The following is a 13,467-nucleotide window of genomic DNA, read 5'->3' on the forward strand; positions in this document are numbered from 1 at the left end:
AAAAGACGATATTGCCAGCATCGAACAGCGGATGGCGACGAAAGATGATGTGGCAGATATTCCGTTTATTAAACAAGCGGTGATGGAAACGTTAGAAACCATCAATGAAATCCCAGCAATAAAACAAACCCTCTCTGAAGCGCTACGAAAACTAGACAATGTTATCGCCAGTCAAGCGCGGCAAGAGCTCGTTCTCCAATCACTTGCATTTCGCTCGCTTGAACAAGAAAATGAGATTCGCGCATTAAAAGCGAAATAATCTAGCCACGCAACAACACTTCTTACCGTAGCAATCAATCCTATACTAAGCGCAAAAAGCAACCGCATGCACGGTTGCTTTTCTCCATTTATGGAATGATGGATCAGGCGCGCGTAATGCTTCTGCCAACAACGATAAAACATAAATTGACAACCAAACAAAAACATCCGACACTGGCCAATCCGCAGCAGATCAAAAATGTCCCGTAACAATCGGAAGAATGCTTCTGTCGTATTTCATGACCAAGCCGCCTGTCGCCGGCGGCTTGGTCAATCCGTTCCTAAGCGGCTTAGTTCCCAGCCGTTGCTTTTGCCTGTTTGAAAAACTGCGGCAAGTATTCTTTATGCGCTTCCAACATTTCGTCCAAAATTTGTTTGGCGATGGTGTCAGACGGGACAAGCGGGTTGATCGTCATGGCGACCAACGCCGTTTGGTAGTCGCCGGTGACCGCAGCCTCGGCAGCGACGCGCTCGAACGACTTGATTTGCTGGACGAGCCCACGCACCGCGACCGGCAAATCGCCGACGGCGATCGGTTTCGGTCCATCTTTCGTGATGACGCAGTTTACCTCCACCGCCGATTCCGGAGGGATGCTCGCAATGGCGCCGTTGTTTCTCGTGTTGACCGGCTGAATGTCGCGCTTGTCGTTGTAAATGGAGCTGATCAAGCTGCACGCGGCGTCGCTGTAGTACGCCCCGCCGCGCTGCTCGAGCTGCGGCGGCTTGATGGCCAAGTTCGGGTCTTTGTACAGCTCAAACAGCTCTTTTTCGAGCTGCTGCACAACTTCGGCGCGCGTCCCTTTCGTTTTCGCCGCCTCGAGCTCTTCAGCCAGCATTTTGTCCGTTTGGAAGTAATATCGATGGTACGGGCACGGCAATACTTTCAACCCTTTCAAAAAGTCCGGCTCCCAGCCAAGGTCAACGATGTTTTTCATCGTCACACCGGAGCGGTCTGGATGGGCGACGAGGTCAATCACCTTTTCAGTCACTTCGACTCCGTCCAGATAGACGTGCAAGCCAAACACCATATGGTTCAAGCCGGCAAAATCAATGTGCACGCGGTCGGCATCAACGCCAAGCAGCTTGGCGACGCCCATGCGCATGCCGATCGGCACGTTGCACAAGCCGACCACTTTCTCCTGTTTCGTATAGCGCAAGACGGCTTCCGTCACCATCCCAGCCGGGTTCGTGAAGTTGATAAGCCATGCATCGGGGCAAAGCTCTTCCATATCGCGAATGATGTCCAAAATGACCGGGATCGTCCGCAATCCCTTAAACAATCCGCCCGGGCCGTTCGTCTCTTGGCCGATCACCCCGTATTTGAGCGGGATGCGCTCGTCTTTCGCCCGCGCCTCAAGACCCCCGACGCGAAACTGCGTCGTCACAAAATCCGCCCCGTCAAGCGCCCGACGGCGATCCAAAGTCAAATGAATCTCGATCGGCACGCCGGCTTTTTCGACCATCCGTTTGGCCAGTGCGCCAACGATTTCGAGTTTTTCTTTGCCTTCCGGAATATCGACAAGCCACAATTCCCCGACCGGCAATTCATGATAACGCTTGATCAACCCTTCGACCAATTCCGGCGTGTAGCTCGACCCGCCGCCAATCGTCGCAATTTTCAATCGTTTATCCATATTCCTCTTCCCCTTTCGCCCTGTTGGGCATGGTATAATCAATGTAGGAATCAACCAGTGGCTTGAAAGCGCCATCCTTTCCCAGCTATCGCACGTTCCGTCCCATGAAAGCGAGGTGTCCCGATGTTCACTCCTGAACAAATCGCCCAGTTCTCCGAGCTCGACTACGCCATTTACGACTATGTGATGAAACATCCGCATGAAGTCGCGTACATGCGCATCCGCGAGCTCGCCGAAGCCGTCCATGTCTCGCCGCCGACCGTGCTCCGCTTTTGTAAAAAGGTCGGATGCGAAGGGTTCAGTGAATTTAAAACGAAATGGAAGCTGTATTTGCGCGAGACAAAGCGAACCGCGATCATCAGCAGTCAAGAGGCGCTTAAGGAATTTTTCGAACGGACGCTGACCGCCGATTACGAGCGGACCATTCTGGATGCGGCAGCCGCGATCGCCCGGGCGGATCACGTCATTTTCGTCGGATCGGGCAGCTCCGGTATTTTGGCCGAATACGGCTCGCGCTATTTTTCTGCCTTTCAAAAGTTTTCTGTCTACATCAAGGATCCGTTTTTTCCGATTTACGGCCATTATTTCCACAACTGCGCCGTCATCGCCTTGTCGGTGTCTGGAGAGACGTCCTATACGCTCGCCCAAGTGCACCGGTTCAAGGAAAACGGCAGCACGATCATCAGCATCACCAACCGGAAACATTGCACACTCGCGAACATCTCGGACTACAACTTGACGTACTACACCACACCGGAGCGGATCGGGCAGACCGATGTCACAACCCAGCTTCCGGTCGTCTACTTGCTCGAACGGTTAGCGAAAGAAATGTATCGACTGCTGGGACGGAAGACGGAAACGATCGGAAAGGACAGCAGCCCAACCGTTTGAGCCCAACTCTGCTGATTGCAGCAACGCCATCGCCTTGTTGTTGGCTCCATCTACTATTACTAAACCGCGCCGGATGGCAAAAGTAAAGGGCATGGCGCCTTGTTGTAACAAAAGGAAAACGAAAAACAACTGTTTCTATGTTGTAACACTATGTTACAAAGGCAAGAACGGGCTGTGCATATAAGTTTTAGAAGGAAGGGGGGAACTGGGGCGTCCCGTTTCCTAGCAACCCTTCTCAAATGAAGAAATCTTGAAACACCCGTTTCTCTTTTTCCATGATGGTCGATCCAAGGGAACCGGCTGTTTTTCACCAACCTTTTCGCGGACAATGCGTTTGTTTTTGTAAACTCAGCCTTGACACTGTGGTGTTGTTTGAGGCACGCTTAGCGGATTTCTCCTTTGCGCCGCCCGCCGATCAAAAGAAACATCCCCGCCAACAGGCAGGGATGCAGAGCGTCCGCTATGATCAAAAAATTTTCCCCGGATTGAGAATGCCGTTTGGGTCAAACAATTGTTTCAGCCGTTTCATCCACACGACGGCGTCTCCTTTCTCCTCGCGCAAAAACGCCCGTTTGCCAAGGCCGATGCCGTGCTCTCCCGTGCACGTGCCGCCGCGCGATAAAGCGTAGCGGACGATATGGGTGTGCACGCGTTCGATCCGCGCCATCTCATCTGCATCGTTCGGGTCAAAGGCAAGCACCGTATGGTAATTGCCGTCGCCGACGTGGCCGAAAATCGCGGCGGTCATCTTCTGCTCGTCAACGAGCCGACGTGTATCGGCGATAGCGTCGGGCAGCTCGGACAGCGGCACGCACACATCGGTGGAGAGCATCGCCTTGCCTGGATAGGCGGCTTGAATGGCGAACGCCGCATGGTGGCGCGCTTCCCACAGCTTCGCGCGGGCGAGCGAGTCGGTCTCGACCACAAACGAAACCGCCCCCTCCACTTCGCACAATTCGTTGACCAGCTTTGTCCCTTCCTCGACGCTTGACGGGCTGCCGCTCAGCTCGATAAACAACGTCGGTTTCACCGGATAATCGGTTTTTTTGTACGCATTGACCGCGGCGATCGTCGCCTCGTCCACGAGCTCGATTTTGCCGGGGCCGACGCCGGACCGCAAAATGGCAAACGCAGCCCCTGCCGCTGTCTCGAGAGACGGGAAGCACACTTTGATGGCGTTCGTCGCCTCTGGAATGCCGTGCAGGCGGACGACGAGGCGGGTGAACACGCCAAGCGTCCCTTCCGATCCGACGAACAAGCCGGTCAAGTCATAGCCGGCCGACGATTTCACCGCCAAACTTCCCGTCTGAATGACTGAACCGTCCGCGAGCACCACCTCTAATCCGAGCACTTGATCGCGCATGACGCCGTATTTCACGCAGTTCGTGCCGCTCGCGTTCGTCGCCGCCATGCCGCCGATCGTCGCGTCCGCCCCCGGATCGACCGGGAAAAACAACCCGTATCGCTTCAGCGCCTCATTCAGCTGCAGCCGCGTCACCCCGGGCTCGACGATCGCCAAAAAATCATCGGGACGAATGTCAATGATGTGGTTCATCAACGTCAAATCGAGGCTAATCCCGCCTTGGACCGGAATGACGTGCCCTTCCAAGCTCGTGCCGGCGCCAAACGGTGTGACCGGAATGCGATGCTCGTTGGCAAACGCCATCACCCGGCTGATTTCCTCCGCTGTCTTCGGAAAGACAACGACATCTGGCTTGTGCGGCGCATGGTAGGCGATGCCTTTGCTGTGGTGTTCGAGCACCGTTTCATTGATGCTCACCCGCTCGCGGTCGCCGATCAATTCCAGCAGTGATTCGTATACGTTCATCGTTCTCCTCCTCACCCGATCGGATCAAGCGGCGCCACCCATCGATGCGCCGCCTTTTCTCTTGACGCACTCTGATGGTGGATCGATCGACCCGGATGGCATGGTTCGTTTAGTATCGCAACAGCGTTTCGATCCCTTCCACGATGCGTTCGGCGTTCGGCAGCCAATCATCCTCCACCGACGGCACCGGATACGGCGTGTCGTAGCCGGCGATGCGCACGATTGGAGCTGATAGAGAAAACAGCGCCCGCTCACTGATCAAGGCCGCCACTTCGGCGCCAAACCCGCCCGTTTTCACCGCTTCATGGACGATCATCACCCGCCCCGTTTTTTCCACCGAGGCGATGATCGCATCAAAATCAAGCGGCTGCAGGCAGCGAAGGTCGATCACTTCCGCGCTGACCCCTTTCGCTTCCATCTCGGCGGCGACTTTGGCGGCAAGCGGCACGGTCGCCCCCCAAGCAATGATCGTCACATCGTCTCCTTCTTTCACAACCCGTGCTTGGCCGAGCGGAATCGTGTACGGCTCTTCGGGCACTTCCATGCGAAACGCCCGATACAGCTTCATCGGCTCCAGAAACAGAACCGGGTCTTCGTCGCGAATGGCGGAAATGAGCAGCCCTTTCGCATCGTACGGATTGGACGGCATGACGACTTTTAAGCCCGGCGAATGGGTAAACAGCGCCTCCAACGCATCGGAGTGCAATTCCGGCGTCCGCACCCCGCCGCCGTACGGGCTGCGCACGACGATCGGGCACGAAAACCGTCCGGCCGAGCGGAAGCGGATGCGCGCCGCCTGGGCCGCCAGCTGGTCCATCGCCTGGTACACAAACCCGAGAAACTGAATTTCGGCAATCGGGCGCATGCCGTTGATCGCCAGTCCAATAGACGTGCCGATAATGCCCGATTCCGCAAGCGGCGTATCAAACACGCGCCCCTCGCCAAACTGCGCAAGCAGCCCGTCCGTCGCCCGGAAGACGCCGCCGTTTTCGCCGACATCTTCGCCCAGCACGATGATGCGCGGATCGCGCTCCATCTCTTGGCGCATCGCTTCATTGATCGCTTCAATCATCGTCAATTCCGCCATTTATCTCACCCCGCTCCGTTGTTTGCGCCGCATCACTTCGTCTTTTTGCTCGGCCAGCAATTTGGGCGCCTCGCTGTACACACAATCGAATGCATCGACAATCGAACCGGACTTGCTGGCGATGGCCGCCTCGTACGCCGCGGTCACTTCATCATTCACTTGGGCGACAAGCGCGTCTTCCTGCGCTTCCGTCCATAATCCGCGCCGTTCCAAAAGCAGGCGCAGACGGCGGAGCGGATCTTTCGCCCGCCATGTCTCGACCTCTTCCGGCCGGCGGTATTTCGTCGGGTCATCCGCCGTCGTGTGCGGCCCGAGCCGATAGGTGAGCGCCTCGATCAACATCGGCCCCTCGCCGCGGCGAGCGGCTTCGACGGCCTGCTTCATCGTTTCGTACACCGCCAGCACGTCATTGCCGTCAACGAGCACCCCTTTCATCCCGTACGCAAGCGCCTTTTGCGCGATCGTCCGGCTGGCCGTCTGCTTCCGGTACGGGACGCTGATGGCGTATTGGTTGTTTTGGCAGAAAAAGATGACCGGCACGTTGTACACCGCGGCAAAATTCATCGCTTCATGAAAATCGCCCTCTGACGTCGCCCCGTCGCCGAAATACGCCACCGATACGTGCGGTTCGCCCTTCAATTTCGACGCCCACGCGCAGCCGACCGCATGAAGCGTCTGAGCAGCGATGATGATTTGCGTCGGGAAAATGTTCACTCCCTCCGGCATCCGTTTCCCCGACAGACGCCCTTGCACGTAATGGAAAAACTGCTCAAGCGGCATGCCATGCATCAAGCATACCGCCACTTCGCGGTAGCTCGGGAAAATCCAATCGTCTTTATGAAGCGCAAGGGCGCTGCCGATTTGCGCCGCCTCTTGGCCGCTGAACGGGGCGTAGGTCCCGATCCGCCCCTGCCGCTGCATGCGCAACAGCCGCTCATCAATGACGCGCGCCCGCCGCATTTCCCGATAGGCGCGAAGCAGCCATTCATCGGAAAACGCCGCCAGCTGCCTCTCGTCGCCGTTTCCGTTTTCGTCCAAAATTTGCACGACCTCGACCGGCAATTTGCCCGGATCAAACATGGAGTCCCCTCCCACTCTTTTTTCATTGCCGCTTCACTTCGCGCTCTCCCAGCTTTTAGGCAAGCATCGAATGATCACCGTACATCCAAAAGCAGCACTTCCGGATTTTCCAAATAGTAGGCCACCGTCCGCATAAACCGCCCGGCCGGCTCGCCGTCAATGACGCGGTGGTCAAAGGTGAGCGACATTCCCATCATATCGCGGATGACAATTTCGTCGCCGACGACAACCGGGCGCCGTTTGATCGCATGCGCTCCGAAAATCGCCACTTCCGGATAGTTGATGATCGGCGTCGCAAACCACCCTCCGCCCGCGCCGGTGCTCGTGATCGTAAACGTGCTTCCTTGCAGCTCGTCAAGGCGAAGCGCCTGGCGGTGCGCTTTTTCCGACAGCTCGGCGATCTCAACGGCGAGCTCGCGGATCGATTTTTGATCGGCGTCGCGGATGACAGGGACGACAAGCCCCGCTTTCGTCGCCGTCGCGATGCCGATGTGATAGCGCTTTTTCAAGACGATTTCATTCGTCTCTTCATCGAGCGAAGCGTTAAACATCGGATATTGCTTCAGCGCCCTTGTCACCGCTTTAATAATAAACGGCAAATACGTCAGCTTGATCTGCTCCTTGGCCAGCTCGCTGGCCAGGTTTTTGCGGATCTCGACGAGCTTCGTCACGTCCACCTCGTCCATCCCGGTCACATGCGGCGCCGTGTACGCCGATTTCACCATTTTTTCGGCGATTTTTTTGCGCAAGCCGCGAAGCGGGATGCGCTCTTCTTCTGGAACCACAAGCTCCGTGCTGGCGATGGACGTCCATGCGGCTTTGTCCGCCTTTTGCTCTATCGCCGTGCCCCCAACTGGCAAAACCGCGGCCCCGCTCCTTTCACGTTGCTCTGCCACCGCCACGGCTGCTTCCCGCTCGCGGACATATCGCTCCAAGTCGGCGAGCGTCACCCGGCCGCCTTCGCCCGTTCCTTCCACTTCATCGATCGGAACGCCCAACTCCCGCGCCCGCTTGCGCACCGAGGGCGCGGCAATCGCCCGCTTGCGCCCCACCGTTGGGCGCGGGGCTTCTATATGAACAGCAGACGCAGGCTCCTGAGCCAAATGGTCAGTCGGCGCCGCTTCGGCCGCCACCGCCGCCTCGGTTTCCACGACAATCAACGGCTCTCCAACCTTCACCGTCGCCCCTTCCGGCCCGGCAAGCGCCACCACTTTGCCAGCGACCGGCGTCGTCATTTCCACCATCGCCTTATCCGTTTGAATTTCAGCGATCGGCTGATCGGCCTTGACCACATCCCCTTCGCGAATGAGCCAGCGGATGATTTCCGCTTCATGCAGCCCTTCGCCGATGTCAGGCAATTTAAATTCGTAGATCATGCCATATCCCCTTCCCCTTGTTCTCACGTTGTGATTGGAAACAAACACAATGGTGCGGCATCAATGGTGCGGCGATCATGAGGAAACATAGAAGTTAAGCGCTTACAAAAAACGTGGTGACCATTCGTTTTTTCTACCAAAATATCAAATGAATATTTTAAATTTTCCAACCTACAAGATTTATGATAGTCTATAGATTGTCAAACTGTCAATATAAGGAGAGCAGACATTTTTCGCCCGCTTCGACAAGCATCGACAACCCCTTCTATTATCGCAAAATAACAATTCTTGGTTCGATTTGACCGAAACACCGAGAACGGGCTCAACCGCTGCTGATTTCAGTGATGGGTAGGCAGTTTTCCGAAAAACATGGAAGGACGTGAAACATGGCTGTCTCGTACCAATGAGCGGAAATGGTTCAAAAAAAAGTTAATTGTACGAGGTTTCTCTAAGAAGAATGAATAAGTTCAATGGTATTTTGCAATACATCACTCGTCTTATAAGAGGAGGAAGCAATATGCGTCTTGCCACGATTCACCATATCGCTTTGATTTGCTCGGACTATGAACGATCAAAACGATTTTATACAGAAATTCTCGGATTTCGCCCCATCCGGGAGCAATACCGCGCTGAGCGCCGTTCGTACAAACTCGATTTGGAGGCTGATGGCGGCATTCAGCTTGAGCTATTTTCCTTTGAAAACCCGCCGAAGCGCCCAAGCTACCCGGAAGCGTGCGGACTGCGCCATCTTGCTTTGGCGGTGGACAACCTCGATGAAGCCATTGCCTACTTGCGCCAACACGGCATCGATCCCGAACCCGTCCGCGTTGATGAAGCGACCGGCAAACGATTCACCTTCTTCCAAGACCCAGATGAACTGCCGATCGAGCTGTATGAAAACTAAAGAGAAAAGCACGCTTGCTCCATGACGATGACAAAACGAAGCCTCTCCGTTGATTTGTGGTACAATGGGGTCGATACAAATGAAGGAGGCCAAACAACATGATTCGATTCGCAACCATCGGCACAAACTGGATCACCGAAGCATTTCTTGACGCCGCGCGCCTCGTCGATTCCTTCGAACTCGCCGCCGTCTACTCGCGAACCGAGGAGACCGCAAAGCAGTTTGCCGACAAAGTCGGGGCGCCGCGGACGTTCACGGACTTGCAAAAGCTGGCCGAAAGCGACGGCATTGATGCCGTCTATATCGCCAGCCCGAACGCACTTCATGCCGAGCAGGCGATTTTGCTCATGAATCACGGCAAGCACGTCTTATGCGAAAAACCGCTCGCCTCCAATGCGAGAGAAGTCAAAGCGATGATCGAAGCGGCGGAGCGAAACGGCGTCGTATTGATGGAAGCGATGAAAGCGACGCTGCTTCCCACATTCCGGTCCATCCGCGAGCACTTGCCGAAACTCGGCCGCATCCGCCGCTACGTGGCGAACTATTGCCAATACTCATCGCGCTATGACGCCTATAAGCAAGGAACGGTGCTCAACGCCTTCAACCCAGCTTTCTCCAACGGGGCGTTGATGGACCTTGGCGTCTATTGCCTGTACCCGATGGTCGTTTTGTTTGGCCAGCCCCGTGGCGTGAAGGCGCAAAGCGTGAAGCTCGAATCCGGCGTTGATGGCGAGGGTTCGATCGTGCTCGATTACGGCGACATGGACGCGGTCGTCTTTTATTCGAAAATCACGAACTCGCACTTGCCTTCGGAGATTCAAGGGGAAGACGGAAACATGATCATCGACGCCATCCACACACCAACCAAAGCGGAAATCCGCTACCGCGACGGGCGCGTCGAGGACATCACCGCGCCGCAGGACAAGCCGCCGATGTATTATGAAGCACAAGAGTTTATCCGTTTGATCGAAAACGGAGAACGCGAATCGGCCGTCAACTCGCACCGCCATTCGCTTTGGACGATGGAAATCATGGACGAAGCGCGAAAACAAACCGGCATCGTGTTCCCGGCCGACGAGCGATAATAAAAAGGTTCCAACCTAGTCTTCCTGGGGCTCGGTTGGAACTCTTTTTCTTTCTGTCTCATTGGATTTCCTTGGCCGCCGATAAGCCATGGCTGTTACCTTCTGCTAAAATACGGGCCAAGCCATCCGCTTTCATGCGTCATGACAAACGTCCAGTTGAACTCGCTGTCCACCACATATAGATCGATTTTGTCGTTTTCCGCTGCCAGATCGGCGGCTTTCAATCCGGACGCATCCTCCACGGTGAACGCATCGTCGCCATGTTGAAAGAAAAGATAGCAGCACGTTTTCTCTTCTTGATCAAACGCCATTTCCGCTTCTTCTCCTGTGAAACAGCCTCTCATCCCATAGCTGAACACATGCCATAAGTAGCCGTTGACTCCATTCCGATTATGAAGGTGGATGTGTTGTTTTTCTTCCACAGTCAAATGGCCAGCAAACACCTTTTCCCACTGTTGTCGCCATTGCGCTCCGAAACCGGACTGTTTGCGGATTTTGATGTTTCGGCGAGCTAACTGATGAAATAACTCCATTTCGTTTCTCCCCCAGTGACCTGACGTGGCACCGCCTTCATTGGTGTGCTCATTTCGTCTGTCAGAATGTGCGATGGATCGACAAGATGGCTTCTCACCATCTTTTTCGCGCCGAGCGGTTTTCGTCCGCCCAGCCACTTCCCTGTTTCCGTCCGCACTTCGATGAGCAACTGCCGCGCACCCTATGCGCGACCGTTTCTGCGCCTTGCCGCCCCGTTCCTATTCGCCCGTCTCAGCAAACCGGCGGAGGCGCGCGCCAATTTCATCGCGCACGCGGCGGAACACCGCGAGTTTCTCCTCTTCTGTCCCTTCCGCTTTCGCTGGATCGTCAAAGCCCCAATGGACGCGCTTCACGTGCGGCGGAGTGACCGGACAATGGTCGGCCGCATGGCCGCACAGCGTCACGACCAAATCAGCACGGTTCAGCAAGTCCGGGTCGATGACATCAGACGTTTGCTTCGAAATATCGATGCCGACTTCTTTCATCACCTTGACCGCATTCGGATTGAGCCCGTGCGCTTCAATCCCGGCGCTGTACACATCCCATTCATCGCCTAACAGTTGTTTGGCCCAGCCTTCCGCCATTTGGCTGCGGCATGAGTTTCCTGTGCATAAGAAATAAATGATTTTTTTCTTCATCGTTGATTCCCACCTTTATTTTGATTCTGGAGCAACAGAGGAAAAATACTTCCGCTGAAACGCTAAAGCGACGTTGACAAGCGCCAGCATCACCGGCACTTCAATGAGCGGACCGATAACTGCCGCAAACGCCGCGCCCGAATGAATGCCAAACACCCCAACCGCCACAGCAATCGCCAGCTCAAAGTTATTGCTCCCCGCTGTAAACGCCAGCGTTTAAAGTCAGCACCCGCAGCGGGCCGCGGGATTCGCTGTCTCGATTTTGCGAATGTTTTCGTCTTGGTCCGGAACGTATGACAACACCGCTTGCAACAGCGAGTAGTATTCGCTTTGCGGCCGGAGCGAATAATACACCCATTGCCCCCTCCGCTCCTCTTGGATCAGCCCGGCGTCTTTCAACTTGCGAAGATGCTGGCTGATCGCCGGCTGGCTGGTCGAAAACACCTCAAGCAGCTCGCACACACAGCACTCCCGCTGATTCAAAATCGCCAAAATCGTCAGCCGCGTCGGATCGCCGAGCAGCTTCAACACCCGAGCGGCTGCTCCTATCTCCATTGCGAGTTGCGGCATATCACCCCTCCATTCATCATCATATCATGATTTGCTTATATAAAAACGAACATCCGTCATGAAACGGCCACGCCGACCAATGAAATGGTTTCCGTCAATCAGTATATAAATGAACCTCCCCCACTTATCGAAGTGGGGGTTTCCTGTTTCCCCTTCGGAGGTGGATGCATGATAGGCTGGTTGGCAACCTATCTGCAGGCAACACCTGGCACCCGTCCCGTTGGGAGCCACAGGCAACATGAGTATCCATGATACTCAAGGCGGGAACTCGCCATCTACGACTTCATACCTAAGCAATCCGTCGATACGTAAACGGTTTGACCGTAAATTCCAATGGGCGGATTTCACCATAATATACTTTGGCAAATAAATTCATTGCCCCATGGATATCACGGTGTCGTTTGTACCCGCATTGACATGTATAATTTCTAGAAGAAGATTTATTTTTCTTCCCGCAAACAGGGCATGTTTGCGAGGTATAACTTTCATCTTTTTTCTCGATTTGAATTCCTTCGGCATTCAATTTGTATTTGAGATAATCAAATAATTTTCCAAACGACCAATTGGATAATTTCTGATTGGTCTTTTTGTTTCGTTTCTTTTTCGTATTCCGTTGGATTCCTTCGATATCTCCAATGACGACTTCTTTCACTTGGTTTTCCAAACACCAATGAACAAATTGTCTCGTGGTTTTGTGCAGTGCATCCTTTAGTTGTGCCTCTGATTTCGAAAGTACATATTGTTTCGCCCGATTGTACTTTTTCCATTGTTTGGAGCCTTTTTTTGCATCTGCTCATGAGTTTTTGCAGTTCTTTTAATTTCTTGTTTCTCAACCGATGAATGCTTCTTATTTTTCTTCCCGTGATAATGAGGCTTTCCCCATTTTCACAAATGGCTGCGATGGTGTGAATTTCCCCTGGGTCAATAGCAACACGGTTTTTACATGGATTTTCTTTTGGTTTTTTCCCATCTTCATACGATAAACAAAGCCACAAACCACGGTCATAGACCAACTCGATTTCTTTGACTTTTCCGTTTGGAAGTTTCTCTTTGTCGATTTTCACCACCAAAGGAGATTGTCGTTTTCGATTCCAAATTCCTAGCGACAGTTCCAACGTTCCGTCTTCATGCAAAACAAACCCATCTTTTGCCCATTTCGTGTTGAAATGTTTTTTCTTTTTGTATGGATATTTGATTTTTTCTCCTTTTTTCCGTGCTTCTTTTGCCCCATCACGGGCAAAGATATATTTATGCACAACCGCCTGGATGCTTTGGCTGTGGATAGAAAAACGACCTTTTGTTGCTTTTTGCAGTTCCGTTTTGGTTATCCATTTTCCTGTTTCCAAATGATGTTCTTTTGCCAAACGAAGGCATTCGTTCCAAACTTCTGCGGAGATACGATTGCATTCAAATAGTTTTTGGATAACTTCTTTCTTTGCCCGAAAACGGGTTTTCAGCGTTCGATACATGGTTTCACCTCCTATGTTTATTGTATTCTATTGCCATCCAAAGAAGAAAGAAAAAAACAGAAAAACCGAACGCCATTCATCCCCCACCTGTAGTGAACATATCCCTGTCAAGT

The 13,467-nt window shown here is 53.8% G+C and carries 12 protein-coding genes and 3 pseudogenes; 4 read left to right on the top strand and 11 right to left on the bottom strand.

The genetic code is table 11. The features are described 5' to 3' along the window. Positions 1-259: pseudogene (locus I656_RS0116200) on the top strand (hypothetical protein); the annotation flags it as partial. A gap of 289 nt (positions 260-548) precedes the next feature. Here the strand turns inward: I656_RS0116200 and I656_RS04485 are convergent. Continuing rightward, positions 549-1,892: a 6-phospho-beta-glucosidase gene (locus I656_RS04485; protein ID WP_033006173.1), complete on the bottom strand. Its 1,344-nt coding sequence runs from the start codon at positions 1,890-1,892 to the stop codon at positions 549-551. 123 nt (positions 1,893-2,015) lie between these two features. Here I656_RS04485 and I656_RS04480 point away from each other — a divergent pair, with 123 nt between their 5' ends. After that, positions 2,016-2,783, top strand: coding sequence for a MurR/RpiR family transcriptional regulator (locus I656_RS04480; RefSeq protein ID WP_015375932.1), 768 nt, complete (start codon positions 2,016-2,018; stop codon positions 2,781-2,783). Between the two features lie 466 nt (positions 2,784-3,249). On the opposite strand, the gene I656_RS04475 is transcribed toward I656_RS04480, so the two are convergent. From I656_RS04475 to I656_RS04460, 4 genes are all read right to left on the bottom strand, one after another. Further along, positions 3,250-4,611: an FAD-binding oxidoreductase gene (locus tag I656_RS04475; protein WP_033006174.1), complete on the bottom strand. Its 1,362-nt coding sequence runs from the start codon at positions 4,609-4,611 to the stop codon at positions 3,250-3,252. Between the two features lie 109 nt (positions 4,612-4,720). Continuing rightward, positions 4,721-5,698 carry an alpha-ketoacid dehydrogenase subunit beta gene (locus I656_RS04470; RefSeq protein ID WP_020755918.1) on the bottom strand — a complete coding sequence of 326 codons (978 nt, stop codon included), beginning with the start codon at positions 5,696-5,698 and terminating at the stop codon, positions 4,721-4,723. Beyond that, positions 5,699-6,778: a pyruvate dehydrogenase (acetyl-transferring) E1 component subunit alpha gene (gene pdhA, locus I656_RS04465; RefSeq protein ID WP_033006176.1), complete on the bottom strand. Its 1,080-nt coding sequence runs from the start codon at positions 6,776-6,778 to the stop codon at positions 5,699-5,701. A 74-nt stretch (positions 6,779-6,852) separates the two neighbouring features. After that, positions 6,853-8,154, bottom strand: coding sequence for a dihydrolipoamide acetyltransferase family protein (locus tag I656_RS04460; protein ID WP_033006178.1), 1,302 nt, complete (start codon positions 8,152-8,154; stop codon positions 6,853-6,855). A gap of 517 nt (positions 8,155-8,671) precedes the next feature. Here I656_RS04460 and I656_RS04455 point away from each other — a divergent pair. Next, the gene (locus tag I656_RS04455) at positions 8,672-9,058 is read left to right on the top strand and encodes a VOC family protein (protein ID WP_011232689.1); all 387 of its coding nucleotides are present in this window, start codon (positions 8,672-8,674) and stop codon (positions 9,056-9,058) included. A gap of 98 nt (positions 9,059-9,156) precedes the next feature. Beyond that, a complete protein-coding gene (locus I656_RS04450; protein ID WP_020755923.1) occupies positions 9,157-10,143 on the top strand; it encodes a Gfo/Idh/MocA family protein in 987 nt (328 codons plus the stop codon). 95 nt (positions 10,144-10,238) lie between these two features. On the opposite strand, the gene I656_RS04445 is transcribed toward I656_RS04450, so the two are convergent. The 6 genes and pseudogenes from I656_RS04445 to I656_RS19340 all read right to left on the bottom strand — a co-directional run. Beyond that, on the bottom strand, positions 10,239-10,676 hold the full coding sequence (locus I656_RS04445; protein WP_014196879.1) for a DUF4275 family protein: 438 nt from the start codon (positions 10,674-10,676) through the stop codon (positions 10,239-10,241). Then, positions 10,655-10,846 (bottom strand): hypothetical protein, encoded by a 192-nt coding sequence (locus I656_RS18145; protein ID WP_020755924.1) that lies wholly within the window; start codon positions 10,844-10,846, stop codon positions 10,655-10,657. The genes I656_RS04445 and I656_RS18145 overlap by 22 nt, the downstream gene beginning before the upstream one ends. A 49-nt stretch (positions 10,847-10,895) precedes the next feature. Then, positions 10,896-11,315, bottom strand: a complete 420-nt coding sequence (arsC, locus tag I656_RS04440) for an arsenate reductase (thioredoxin) (RefSeq protein ID WP_020278784.1) — start codon at positions 11,313-11,315, stop codon at positions 10,896-10,898. A 15-nt stretch (positions 11,316-11,330) separates the two neighbouring features. Further along, positions 11,331-11,531 (bottom strand): annotated as a pseudogene (locus I656_RS18150) (arsenic resistance protein); the annotation flags it as partial. A 6-nt stretch (positions 11,532-11,537) separates the two neighbouring features. Then, positions 11,538-11,885, bottom strand: coding sequence for a metalloregulator ArsR/SmtB family transcription factor (locus I656_RS04435; RefSeq protein WP_020755926.1), 348 nt, complete (start codon positions 11,883-11,885; stop codon positions 11,538-11,540). A 289-nt stretch (positions 11,886-12,174) separates the two neighbouring features. Then, a pseudogene (locus tag I656_RS19340) lies at positions 12,175-12,609 on the bottom strand (RNA-guided endonuclease TnpB family protein); the annotation flags it as partial. Between the last annotated feature and the right edge of the window lie 858 nt (positions 12,610-13,467).

Source organism: Geobacillus sp. WSUCF1, from assembly GCF_000422025.1.
GTDB classification, from domain to species: domain Bacteria; phylum Bacillota; class Bacilli; order Bacillales; family Anoxybacillaceae; genus Geobacillus; species Geobacillus zalihae.

Coding starts and splice junctions, on each gene's coding strand:
- I656_RS04485 (WP_033006173.1), bottom strand. CDS start 1,892: ATGGATAAACGATTGAAAATTGCGACGATTGGCGGCGGGTCGAGCTAC.
- I656_RS04480 (WP_015375932.1), top strand. CDS start 2,016: ATGTTCACTCCTGAACAAATCGCCCAGTTCTCCGAGCTCGACTACGCC.
- I656_RS04475 (WP_033006174.1), bottom strand. CDS start 4,611: ATGAACGTATACGAATCACTGCTGGAATTGATCGGCGACCGCGAGCGG.
- I656_RS04470 (WP_020755918.1), bottom strand. CDS start 5,698: ATGGCGGAATTGACGATGATTGAAGCGATCAATGAAGCGATGCGCCAA.
- pdhA (WP_033006176.1), bottom strand. CDS start 6,778: ATGTTTGATCCGGGCAAATTGCCGGTCGAGGTCGTGCAAATTTTGGAC.
- I656_RS04460 (WP_033006178.1), bottom strand. CDS start 8,154: ATGATCTACGAATTTAAATTGCCTGACATCGGCGAAGGGCTGCATGAA.
- I656_RS04455 (WP_011232689.1), top strand. CDS start 8,672: ATGCGTCTTGCCACGATTCACCATATCGCTTTGATTTGCTCGGACTAT.
- I656_RS04450 (WP_020755923.1), top strand. CDS start 9,157: ATGATTCGATTCGCAACCATCGGCACAAACTGGATCACCGAAGCATTT.
- I656_RS04445 (WP_014196879.1), bottom strand. CDS start 10,676: ATGGAGTTATTTCATCAGTTAGCTCGCCGAAACATCAAAATCCGCAAA.
- arsC (WP_020278784.1), bottom strand. CDS start 11,315: ATGAAGAAAAAAATCATTTATTTCTTATGCACAGGAAACTCATGCCGC.
- I656_RS04435 (WP_020755926.1), bottom strand. CDS start 11,885: ATGCCGCAACTCGCAATGGAGATAGGAGCAGCCGCTCGGGTGTTGAAG.